This is a genomic window from Rhodosalinus sediminis (assembly GCF_003385555.1).
GTDB classification, from domain to species: domain Bacteria; phylum Pseudomonadota; class Alphaproteobacteria; order Rhodobacterales; family Rhodobacteraceae; genus Rhodosalinus; species Rhodosalinus sediminis.
Genome location: NZ_QOHR01000036.1, coordinates 1 through 11,596 on the forward strand (window position 1 = coordinate 1; position 11,596 = coordinate 11,596).

At 73.2% G+C, this 11,596-nt stretch carries 8 protein-coding genes and 2 pseudogenes; 7 read left to right on the forward strand and 3 right to left on the reverse strand.

The genetic code is table 11. From position 1 onward, the window contains the following. The 3 genes and pseudogenes from DRV84_RS14125 to DRV84_RS14135 all read right to left on the reverse strand — a co-directional run. A pseudogene (locus DRV84_RS14125) lies at nt 1-1,141 on the reverse strand (peptidoglycan -binding protein); the annotation flags it as partial. Between the two features lie 3 nt (nt 1,142-1,144). Continuing rightward, nucleotides 1,145-2,386, reverse strand: coding sequence for a biopolymer transporter ExbB (locus DRV84_RS14130; RefSeq protein WP_115981848.1), 1,242 nt, complete (start codon nt 2,384-2,386; stop codon nt 1,145-1,147). A gap of 66 nt (nt 2,387-2,452) precedes the next feature. Then, nucleotides 2,453-2,983, reverse strand: a complete 531-nt coding sequence (locus DRV84_RS14135) for a gamma-glutamylcyclotransferase (protein WP_115981850.1) — start codon at nt 2,981-2,983, stop codon at nt 2,453-2,455. Nucleotides 2,984-3,046: 63 nt separating this feature from the next. Between DRV84_RS14135 and DRV84_RS14140 the strand changes: the two genes are divergently transcribed. From DRV84_RS14140 to DRV84_RS14175, 7 genes and pseudogenes are all read left to right on the forward strand, one after another. Then, nucleotides 3,047-4,027, forward strand: coding sequence for a DUF2125 domain-containing protein (locus DRV84_RS14140; protein WP_115981852.1), 981 nt, complete (start codon nt 3,047-3,049; stop codon nt 4,025-4,027). Nucleotides 4,028-4,126: 99 nt separating this feature from the next. Continuing rightward, entirely contained in the window at nt 4,127-5,611 is a 1,485-nt protein-coding gene (locus DRV84_RS14145) for an ABC transporter substrate-binding protein (protein WP_115981854.1), read from the forward strand. Nucleotides 5,612-5,704: 93 nt separating this feature from the next. Then, the gene (locus DRV84_RS14150) at nt 5,705-6,652 is read left to right on the forward strand and encodes an ABC transporter permease (protein WP_115981856.1); all 948 of its coding nucleotides are present in this window, start codon (nt 5,705-5,707) and stop codon (nt 6,650-6,652) included. 53 nt (nt 6,653-6,705) lie between these two features. Next, nucleotides 6,706-7,521: an ABC transporter permease gene (locus DRV84_RS14155; RefSeq protein WP_115981865.1), complete on the forward strand. Its 816-nt coding sequence runs from the start codon at nt 6,706-6,708 to the stop codon at nt 7,519-7,521. After that, nucleotides 7,518-9,193 (forward strand): annotated as a pseudogene (locus DRV84_RS14160) (ABC transporter ATP-binding protein). Before DRV84_RS14155 ends, DRV84_RS14160 begins: the two are co-directional and overlap by 4 nt. Next, on the forward strand, nt 9,177-10,643 hold the full coding sequence (locus DRV84_RS14170) for an aldehyde dehydrogenase family protein (RefSeq protein WP_115981862.1): 1,467 nt from the start codon (nt 9,177-9,179) through the stop codon (nt 10,641-10,643). Before DRV84_RS14160 ends, DRV84_RS14170 begins: the two are co-directional and overlap by 17 nt. 17 nt (nt 10,644-10,660) lie before the next feature. Beyond that, nucleotides 10,661-11,410 carry a glucose 1-dehydrogenase gene (locus tag DRV84_RS14175; RefSeq protein WP_115981863.1) on the forward strand — a complete coding sequence of 250 codons (750 nt, stop codon included), beginning with the start codon at nt 10,661-10,663 and terminating at the stop codon, nt 11,408-11,410. Nucleotides 11,411-11,596 lie beyond the last annotated feature (186 nt).

Below are 11,596 nucleotides of genomic sequence, written 5' to 3' on the forward strand. Positions count from 1 at the left end.
GCGCGGCGGCGAGGCGCTCCTCGAGCGAGGCGATGCGCCCCGCGCGGTCCTCGGCGGCCGACCGGGCCTCGGCCAGGTCGGCGCGCAGCGCCTCCGCCTCGGCCGCGCGGCGCTCGGCCGTGCGCCGGGCGGTCTCTTCCCCGGCGCGCAGCTCCTCGGCCTCGGCCCGGAGCGCGGCGAGCTCCTGCTCGGTCGCCGCGGCCTCGGCCCGCGCCGCCTCGCGCGCGCGGGTGGCGGCGGCGAGGTCGGCCTCGAGCCCCTCCTGCGCGAGAAGCGCGGCGGCGAGCTTCGCGTTGAGGTCCTCCTCGGCCCGCTCGGCGGCGGCGAGCAGCGTCAGCGTCTCCTCGGCGCGCCGGCGCTCCTCCTCGAGGGCGAGGCGCATGGCGGTGAGTTCGGCCTGCGAGTCCTCCAGCCGCGCGCGCAGCGCCTCGGCCGCGGCGGCCTCGGCGAGGCGGGCCTCCTCCTCGGCGCTGAGCGCCTCCTGCAACTCGGAGACGCGGCCTTCCAAAGCGAGGCGGGCCGCCTCGCCCTCCTCCGCCTCGGCGCGCAGGTCGGCGACGAGCGCCTCCAGCGCCTCGCGGCGCGCGGCGGCGAGGCGCGCGGCCTCGGCCTGTGCGTCGATCTCGTCGCGGGCGGAGGCGAGCGCGGTCTCCAGCGCGTCGCGCTCGGAGGCGAGTTCGTCGCGCGTGTCCTCAAGCCCCGCGATGCGCGCGCGGTCGTCCTCGCGCTCGGCAAGCAGGCTCGCGACCTGCGCCTCGAAACTCGCGATGCGGGCGCGCGCGCCTTCCAGCGCCTCGGCCTGCGTCTCCGCCCGGTCGCGCAGCGTGGCGATCAGCGCGGCCTGCTCGGCGCTCTCCTCCTCCGAGGCCTCGAGCGTGGCGGTGAGCTCGCCCACCCGCGCCTCGAGGTCGGCGTTGCGCGCCTCGGCGAGCCCCAGCGCCCGCGAGAGCGTGCCCACCTCCTGCGAGAGCTGGTCGAGTTCGCTTTCCTGGCCGCTGATCTCCTCGGTGAGGACGTATTGCACCACCATGAAGATCGTCAGCACGAAGATCAGGACGAGCAGCAGGCCTGTCATCGCGTCCACGAAGCCGGGCCAGATCGAGGCCTGGAAGCGCTGGCCGTTGCGCCGCGCGAGCGGCATGGCCTAGCCCTCCCCGCCCTTGACCTCGCGCCGGGCCCGGGGCGACGGCGCCGCCGCGCGCGGCGCGGCCCCCGCGGCGGGCGCACGCGCGCCGAGCTGCTCGACCGCGCGGGTGAGCGCCGCGATCTCGGTGCGCAGTTCGGCCATGCTCTCCTGACGGCCGGCCGACATCTCCTCGAGGAGGCGCAGCATCTGCACGTCGATGGAGCGCAGGCGCATCCGGCTTTCGGAGTCGAAGCCGCCATCCTCGGCGGTGGCCTGCGTCTGCAGCACATGGGCGAGCTGTTCCTGCCCCTCCGCCACGCGCACGAGCGCGGCGGTCGAGGGGCTCGAGGCCTCGATCCGCTCGGTCATGCGCTCGATGGAGTCCGTGAGCTGCGAGAGCTTGGCGTCCACGGTCGCGCGGCTCTCGTCGGACTCGGCGAACATGGTCTGCAGCATCTCCATCTGCTCGGCCATGTGGTCGATGACGGCGACGACCGCCTCCTCGTCCACCTCGCCCTCGCCGTCGGAGGAGAAGCCGAGGCGGGTGATCGAGGAGAGCCATTCCTCCAGTTCGCGGTAGAAGCGGTTCTGCCCGTGCCCCGCGAAGAGCTCCAGCAGCCCCACGACGAGCGACCCGGCGAGCCCGAGGAGCGAGGAGGCGAAGGCCACGCCCATGCCGCCGAGCTGCCCCTCGAGGCCGGTCATCAGCCGGTTGAACACCGCGACGCTCGGCTCGCCCTCCTGCGGGGCGAGGCCGCGGATCGTGTCCACCACCGCCGGCACCGTCGTGGCGAGCCCGTAGAAGGTGCCGAGCAGGCCGAGGAAGATCAGCATGTTGATGATGTAGCGCGTGATCTCGCGCGCCTCGTCCAGCCGCGTCGCCACGCTGTCGAGGATCGAGCGCGTCGAGGTGGCCGAGATCTGCCGCCCCCGCCCGCGCGAGCGCAGCAGCGTGGCCAGCGGCGCCAGAAGGCGCGGCGCGCGGTCGCCCTCGCTGCCGGCGCGGCCCTCGGCGAAGGCCTCGATCCAGCGCACCGAGGCGATGAGCTGCACCACCTGCGCGAAACAGGCGAGCACGCCGATCACGAAGACGACGCCGATGAACCCGTTGAGCCACGGATTGGCGAGGAAGACCGGCATCACGCGCGGCGCGGCCAGCACCGCGCCGGCGCCCGTCAGCGCCAGCACGATCAGCATGAAGAGGATCTGTCGGACGGGCTGCGAGAAATGCGGGGCCGTCTCGAGGTCCGGCTTGGCCATGGGCGCGTGGGTTCCGACCTTGTTTCATGCGCGACCCTATCCGTCCGCGCGCATCAAGCCAAGCGGCTAGGGCGTCAGCGCGCGCACCCGCGCCGAGAGCCACTCCAGATCCGGGTCGCCGAGGCCGAGCTCGGCGAGATGTGCCGCCGTGTTGTGCAGGTATTCGTCGTTCGGCCCCCGCCCGCCGGTGGCGCGGGCGATGATGCGGGCCTGCGCCTCGAGCGAGAGCGCGCCGCAGTACTGCTCGTGCGCGGGGTCGATGACGTAGGTCACCGCCTCGACCCGCCGCCCGTCGGCGAGATCGAGCGGCAGCATGCGCTCGACGTAGGCCGAGGTGACGAGTTCGCGCTCGCGGAGGTAGGCGAGCGTCTCCGCCTCCGTCCCCGCCTCGGCGGCGAGCGCGACACCGTTGCAGACCGCGCCCTCGGCGGCGTCCAGCGCGAGGACGAGGCCCGGCCGCTCCGGCGTGCCGCGGTGGGTGACCGAGCGCATGCAGAAGCTCCGGTGCCAGCCCGGCAACCGCGCGAGCGCGCGCCCGGCCACCGGGAAGCCCGGGTTCCACAAAAGCGATCCGTATCCGAACACCCAGAGCGTCACGGCTGGTCCTTTCCCCGGGGCGGGGTTAAACACGCCCGGCGCGGGGGTGCAAAGAGGCGGAGCATGACGCGGCTGTTGATCCTGATCGTGGCGGCGGCGCTCGCGTGGTCCGGCTACTGGGCCGTCGCCGCGTGGCAGCTCCGGCAGGCGCAGGAGGACTGGTTCGCCGCGCGCCGCGCCGACGGCTGGCAGGCCACTTATGCCGATCTGGCGGTGCGCGGCTTTCCGAACCGGCTGGACAGCACCTTCACCGACGTCGCGCTCGCCGATCCCGAAAGCGGCCTCGCGTGGCGGGCGCCGCTTTTTCAGATGCTGCGGCTGAGCTACCGCCCGAACCACGTCATCGCGGCGTGGTCGGGGCCGCAGACCCTCGCCACGCCCGAGCGCCGCGTGACCGTCGAGAGCGAGCGCATGCGCGCGAGCCTCGTGCTGCGCTCCGGCGCCCCCCGCGCGCTCGACCGCGCCACGTTCGTCGCGGAGGGGGTGCGCGTCGTGCCGGAGACGGGCGGCGCCTGGGCGCTCGCGGGGCTCAACGCGGCGGCCGAGATCACGGCGGCCAGCGCGGCGCGCTACCGCCTCGGGCTGTCGCTCGACGGGCTGGCGCCGCCGGGCGCGCCGGAGCGGCTGCCGCAGACGCTCGAGGCGGTGCGCCTCGACGCGACGGTGACCTTCGACGCGCCGTGGGACGCGGCGGCCGTGGCCGGGCGGCGCCCGCAGCCGGAGCTCATCGAGATCGACACCGCCGAGGCGCGCTGGGGCGATCTGCGCCTGAGTGCGCAGGGGCGGCTCGAGGTGGACGCGGCGGGCGTGCCGGAGGGGCGGATCGACCTGCGCGCGGAGAACTGGCGCGCGATCCTGCGCCTCGCCGAGACGGCCGCGCCGCTGCCCCCGGGGGTCACCGAGACGCTGGAGGAGGCGCTCGCCCTCGCCGCGGGGCTCTCGGGCGATCCCGAAACGCTCGACCTGCCGCTCGCCGTCACGGAGGGGCAGCTGCGCCTCGGCCCCGTCCCGCTAGGCCCCGCGCCGCGCCTCCTGATCCGGTAGACCGCGACACGGGGCGCTCTGGACAGCCTCGGGCGCTTCGGCCACTCTCCGCCGCGGGAGAGATGCCGACCGCGCGCATCGGATGAGGGAGACAGCACGATGACCAAGCCCCTTCGCATGATCGCCGCGAGCGCGCTGGCGCTCGCCGCCGGGCTCGCGCCCGCCTGGGCGCAGCGCAGCGACGTGACCGTGGCGATGCAGCTCGAGCCGCCGCACCTCGACCCGACGGGCGGCGCGGCGGGCGCCATCGACAGCGTGCTCTACGCCAACGTCTTCGAGGGGCTGACCCGCTTCACCGAGAGCGGCGAGGTGGTGCCCGCGCTCGCCGAAAGCTGGGAGATTTCCGAGGACGGGCTGACCTACACCTTCACCCTGCGCGAGGGGGTGACCTTCCACGACGGCACGGCGATGACCGCCGCGGACGTGAAGTTCAGCCTCGACCGCGCGCGCGCCGAGGATTCGACCAACGCGCAGAAGCAGCTCTTCGCGGCCATCGACACGGTCGAGGCGGTGGACCCGCGCACCGTGCGCGTGACGCTGGCGCAGCCCGACGGGATGTTCCTCTTCAACATGGCCTGGGGCGACGCGGTGATCGTCGCGCCCGAGAGCATCGGCGAGATCAAGTCCCGCCCCGTCGGCACCGGCCCCTTCCGCTTCGAGGACTGGGTGCAGGGCGACCGCGTCGAGCTCACGCGCTACGCCGACTACTGGGGCGAGGCGCCGGCGCTGGAGGCGGCGACCTTCAAGTTCATCTCCGATCCCACGGCGGCCTTCTCGGCGATGATGGCCGGCGACATCGACGCCTTCTCCGCCTTCCCGGCGCCCGAGAACCTGCCGCAGTTCGAGGCCGACCCGCGCTTTCAGGTGCTCGTCGGCTCGACCGAGGGCGAGACGATCCTGTCGACGAACAACGCCCAGCCGCCGCTCGACGAGCCCCTGGTGCGCAAGGCGATCGCCCACGCCATCGACCGGCAGGCGGTGATCGAGGGGGCGATGTTCGGCTACGGCACGCCGATCGGCACGCATTTCGCGCCGCATCACCCGGCCTACGTCGATCTCACCGACATGTCGGCGCACGACCCCGATCTCGCGCGCGAGCTTCTGGCCGACGCGGGCTATCCGGACGGCTTCACCACCACGCTCAAGCTGCCGCCGCCCTCCTACGCGCGCCGCGGTGGCGAGATCATCGCCGCGCAGCTCCGCGCGGTCGGCATCGAGACCGAGATCACCAACCTCGAGTGGGCGCAGTGGCTCGAGGAGGTCTTCACCAGCAAGAACTACGGCCTCAGCATCGTGAGCCACACCGAGCCGATGGACATCGGCATCTACGCGCGGCCCGACTACTACTTCCAGTACGACAACCCCGAGTTTCAGGCGCTCATGGAAGAGCTGAACGCGACGACCGACGCGGCGGCGCGCACCGAGATGCTGCAGGACGCGCAGCGCATGATCGCCGAGGATTACGTCAACGGCTACCTCTTCCAGCTGGCGATGACGACGGTGGCCAAGGCCGATCTGCGCGGGCTCTGGGCCAACGCGCCGACGCAGGCGGTGGACCTGACCGGCGTCTCCTGGGCGGAGTGACGCGCCGGCGCGCGCGGCGGCCCTGACGGGCGCGCCGCGCGAAGAGGCCCCGCCCGGGGCCGATGAGCGCCCCCCGCGGGCGAGGGAGAGCCGATGCTGCGCTACACGCTCAAGCGCCTGATCTCGCTCGGCGTCAGCCTCGCCGTGGCGTCGCTGGTGATCTTCCTCGTCGTGGAGGTGGCGCCGGGCGATCCGGCGGCCTTCATGCTCGGCATCAACGCCGAGCCCGAGGCCGTCGCCGCGCTGCGCGCCGAGCTGGGCCTCGACGTGCCCAAGTGGCAGCGGTATCTCGACTGGGTCGGCGGCATGGCGACGGGCGACTTCGGCACCTCCTACACCTACCGCACCACGGTCGCGGAGATGATCGCGGAGCGGCTGCAGGTCTCGCTCCCGCTCGCGCTTTGCGCGCTCGCGCTCTCCACGGCGCTCGCCTTTCCGGCGGGCATCTACGCCGCCGCGCGCCGCGGCAGGGCCGGCGATCTCGCCGTGATGGGCGCGACGCAGCTCGGCATCGCGGTGCCGAACTTCTGGTTCGCGATGATGCTGGTGCTGCTCTTCTCGATCACGCTCGGCTGGTTCGGCGCGGGCGGCTTTCCCGGCTGGGAGGCGGGGCTCTGGCCCGGGCTCAAGGCGCTGACGCTGCCCGCCGTCGCGCTGGCGCTGCCGCAGGCGGCGATCCTCGCCCGCGTCATGCGCTCCTCGCTGATCGAGATCATGGGCGAGGACTTCATGCGCACCGCGCGCGCCAAGGGTCTCACCCGCCGGCAGGCGCTCTGGCGCCACGGGGTGAGGAACGCGCTGATCCCGGTGCTGACGATCATCGGACTGCAGTTCGCCTTCCTGCTCGCCGGCGCGATCATCATCGAGCAGGTATTCTACCTGCCGGGGCTCGGGCGGCTGATCTTCCAGTCGATCTCGGCGCGCGACCTGATCGTGGTGGAATCGGTCGTGATGCTGCTGGTCTTCGCGGTGATCGTGGTCAATTTCCTCGTCGATCTGGCCTATGCCGCGGTCGACCCGCGCCTGAGGCGCCGGACATGAGCCTCGCCGAACGGGACCGGGCCGCAGCGCCCGCCGCGTCGGGGCGCCGGCCGCTGCCGCGCAGCCTGTGGATCGGGCTCGCGCTCTCGGCGGTCTTCGTCGTGGCCGCGGCGCTTTCCTTCCTCTGGACGCCCTACCCGGTGGACGGGATGAACATCCCCGCCCGCCTGCAGCCGCCCTCATGGGCGCATCCGCTGGGCACCGACCATTTCGGGCGCGACATCCTGTCGATGATCATGGTGGGCGCGCGCACCTCCATCGCGGTGGCGCTGCTGGCGGTGGGGATCGGCATGGCGCTCGGCGTGCCGCTGGGCCTCGCCGCGGCGGCGCGCAGGGGCGGGCTGCTGGACGAGGTCATCATGCGGGCGAACGACCTGATCTTCGCCTTCCCGGCGCTGGTGATCGCGATCCTGATCACCGCCGTCTTCGGGGCGTCCGCCGTCAACGCCATCGTCGCCATCGGCATCTTCAACATCCCCGTCTTCGCGCGGCTCACGCGGGGCGCGGCGCTCAGCCTCTGGGAGCGGGAGTTCATCCTCGCCGCCCGCGTCGCCGGCAAGTCCGCCGCCCGCATCAGCGCCGAGCACATCCTGCCCAACGTCGCCAACCTGCTGATCGTGCAGGGCACCATCCAGTTCTCGCTGGGTATCCTCGCGGAGGCGGGGCTCTCCTACGTCGGCCTCGGCGCGCAGCCGCCCACGCCGAGCTGGGGGCGGATGCTGGCCGAGGCGCAGACGATGGTCAGCCTCGCGCCGCATGTCGCGCTGATCCCCGGGCTCGCCATCGTGTTCACGGTGCTCGGGCTCAACCTCATGGGCGACGGGCTGCGCGACCTGCTCGATCCCAAGGTGCGAAAGGCGCGGACATGAGCCTCCTGCGGATCGAGGGCCTGAGCCTCTCCATCGGCGGCGCGCCGGTGCTCGACGACGTCTCGCTCTCCATCGCGCCGGGCGAGATCGTCGCCGTCACCGGCGAGAGCGGCTCGGGCAAGTCGATGACGGCCTTCACGGTGATGGGCCTCCTGCCCGGGGCGGCGGAGACACGGGGGCGCGTCACGCTCGACGGGCACGAGATCCTGACCGCCTCCGAGGCCGAGATGTGCCGGCTGCGCGGCGCCGTGGCGGGGATGGTCTTTCAGGAGCCGATGACCGCGCTCAACCCGGTGCAGACCATCGGCGACCAGGTGGCCGAGACGATCCGCGTGCACGCGCGCGTCCCCCGGGCCGAGGCCATGGCCCGCGCCCGCGCCACGCTGGACCGCGTGGGCCTGCCGCCCGACCGCTTCCCGCTCTCGCGCTACCCGCACGAGCTTTCGGGCGGACAGCGCCAGCGGGTGGTGATCGCCATGGCGATCGCGCTCGGCCCGAAGCTCCTGATCGCGGACGAGCCCACCACCGCGCTCGACGTGACCACGCAGGCGCAGATCCTGCGCCTCTTGCGCGAGCTGGTGGACGAGGTCGGCATGGGGCTGATGATGATCACTCACGACCTCGCCGTGGTCAGCGACATGGCCGACCGCATCGTGGTCATGCGCGCGGGCGAAGTGGTCGAGACGGGCGAGACGCGCGCCCTCTTCGCCGGGATGCGCCATCCCTACACACGCATGCTCTTCGAGGCCTCGGACCACCGCGTCGCCCTGCCCGAGGTGCCCGGCGCGCCTGTGCCGCTTCTGGAGGTGCGCGGCGTCGTGCGCGACTACCCCCTGCCGCGAACGGGCCTCTTCGCGCCGCGGGCGCATCACCGCGCGGTCGCCGACGTGAGCTTCACCCTGCACCGGGGCGAGCGGCTGGGCCTCGTGGGCGAGTCGGGCTGCGGCAAGTCCACGCTGACCCGCGCCATCCTCGGGCTGGAAGAGGTGCAGGCGGGCGAAATCCGGATCGACGGCGCGCCGGTCTTCACCGGGCATCGTCCCAACCTCGAGGTGCGGCGCAAGGTGCAGGTGGTCTTTCAGGACCCCTACGGCAGTTTCAACCCCCGCCACCGGGTCGAGCGGCTGATCACCGAGCCCTTCCACCTGCTCGACGCCCCGCCCACGGGCGCCGACCGCGCGCAGGCCGTGGCCGAGGCGCTGACCGCCGTGGGCCTCTCGCCCGAGGACGCGGGCAAGTATCCGCACGAGTTCTCCGGCGGCCAGCGCCAGCGCATCGCCATCGCCCGCGCGCTCATCATCCGCCCGGCGCTCATCGTCTTCGACGAGGCGGTCTCGGCGCTCGACGTCTCGGTGCGCGCGCAGATCCTCGACCTGATCGCGCGGCTCTCGGAGGACTATCGCCTCTCCTACCTCTTCATCAGCCACGACCTCTCGGTGGTGCGNAGGACTATCGCCTCTCCTACCTCTTCATCAGCCACGACCTCTCGGTGGTGCGCCGCGTCACCGACCGGGTGCTGGTGATGAAGGCCGGAGAGATCGTGGAGGCGGGCGAGACCGAGCGGGTCTTTTCCGCGCCCTCGCATCCCTATACCCGACGCCTGATCGACGCCGCCCCCCGCCTGCCGGAGGTCGGCCAAGCCCCGGAGACCGCCCATGCCCGCCCTCGATAGCGCCCCGCCGCTCTGGTTCGACCCCGCCCGCTGCCTGATCGGGGGCGACTGGGTGCCGCCCGCCTCCGGCGAGACGCTGACGCTCGAGAACCCCTCGGACGGCAGCGAACTGGCCCGCATCGCGAAGGGCGGCGCGGCGGACATCGACGCGGCCGTGAGCGCGGCCCGCGCGGCGATGGCGGGCGACTGGGGCCGGGCCACCGCCGCCGACCGCGGCCGCCTGCTCGCCCGGCTCGGTCGGCTGGTGGAGGAGCGGATCGAGGATCTCGCGCGCCTCGAGTCCCTCGACGTGGGCAAACCGCTGACGCAGGCCCGCGCGGACGCGAAGGCGCTCGCCCGCTACATGGAGTTCTACGCCGGCGCCGCCGACAAGCTGCACGGCACGACCATCCCCTATCTCGAGGGCTACACCGTCTACACGATGCGCGAGCCGCATGGCGTGACCGCGCATATCGTGCCGTGGAACTACCCGATGCAGATCATCGGCCGCTCGGTCGGCGCGGCGCTCGCCGCCGGCAACGCCTGCGTACTGAAACCGGCCGAGGAGGCCTGCCTCACCGCGCTCGCCTTCGCCGATCTGGCGCGCGAGGCGGGGCTGCCCGCGGGCGCGCTCAACGTCGTGCCCGGCACGGGGGCCGAGGCGGGCGCGGCGCTCTCCCGCCATCCGGGCGTCGACCACGTCAGCTTCACCGGCTCCGTCGCCACCGGCCGCGCGATCCAGGCCGCCGCGGCCGAGAACGTGGTGCCCGTGACGCTGGAACTCGGCGGCAAGTCCCCGCAGATCGTCTTCGCCGACGCGGACGTGGAGGCGGCGCTGCCCTTCCTCGTCGGCGCGGGCGTGCAGAACGCGGGGCAGACCTGCTCCGCCTCCTCCCGCATCCTCGTGGAGCGGTCGCTCTACGACCGGGTAGCGGGGCGGATGGCCGAGCGCTACCGCGCGCTCGAGGCGGGCCCGGCGCTCGAGGACCGCGCGCTCGGCCCGGTGATCTCCGCCCGGCAGAAAGGGATCATAGAGGGCTTCCTCGCAAAGGGCGCGGATCTGTCCCGCGCGGCGGAGGGGCGCGTGGTCTCCAACGCGCCGGCGGGCGGGCATTACGTGGCGCCGGTGCTCTTCGATGCCGTGCCCCCCGCGCACCCCCTCGCGCAGGAGGAGATCTTCGGCCCCGTGCAGGCGCTCATCCCCTTCGACGACGAGGAGGAGGCCGTCGCCATCGCCAACGGCACGCCCTACGGCCTCGTCGCCGGGGTCTGGAGCGGCGACGGCGCGCGGCAGATGCGCCTCGCCCAGCGCCTGCGCTCGGGGCAGGTGTTCCTCAACAACTACGGCGCCGGCGGCGGCGCGGAGCTTCCCTTCGGCGGCACCGGGCTTTCGGGCCACGGCCGCGAGAAGGGCTTCGAGGCGCTCTACGGCTTCACAACCCTCAAGACCGTCGCCGCGCGGCACGGCTGACCGGAACGGGAGAGATCATGCGACTGGACGGCAAGACGGCCATCGTCACCGGGGGCGCCTCGGGCTTCGGCGCGGGGATCGTGCGCAGCTTCCTCGCCGAGGGCGCGCGCGTGATGATCGCCGACCTGAACGGCGAGGGGGCCGAGGCGCTCGCCGGCGAGCTGGGCGCGGGCGCGCTGCCCTGCCGGGTGAACGTGGCCGAGGCGGCCTCCGTCGCCGCGATGGCGGAAAAGGCCACGGAGGCCTTCGGGGCCGCCCCCGACATCCTCGTCAACAACGCCGGCGTCACCCACCTGCCCGCGCCCATGGAAGAGGTGAGCGAGGACGACTTCGACCGCGTCTTCGCCGTCAACTGCAAGTCCGTCTACCTGACGGCCCGCGCGCTCATCCCGGGGATGAAGGCGCGCGGGGCGGGCGCGATCCTCAACATGGCCTCGACCGCCGGCGTCTCGCCCCGGCCGCGGCTCAACTGGTACAACGCCTCGAAGGGCTGGATGATCACCGCGACCAAGGCCATGGCGATCGAACTCGCCCCCCACGGCATCCGCGTCAACGCGCTCAACCCGGTGGCGGGCGAGACGCCGCTCCTGACGAGCTTCATGGGCGAGGACACGCCGGAGATGCGGGACAAGTTCCGCGCGACGATCCCGCTCGGCCGCTTCTCCACCCCGCAGGACATGGGCGAGGTGGCGGCCTTCCTCTGCTCCGACGCCGCCTCGATGGTCACCGGCGTCGCGATGGAGGTCGACGGCGGCCGCTGCATCTAGCGCCGCGCGCCCGCCGGCGCGGCGCATCGCGCCGGCCCGCTGCCGCGACGGCGACATGAAGAACAGCCATGGCCCAAGGCGCCCCGGACCCGGCGACCGCGTCCCGCCGCCCGGCTCCGCGGCGACCGGCGTCGCTGTCTCAAGTATGTCGAAGGAAAGTGGCGCACCGGGGAGGATGGCTCCGCG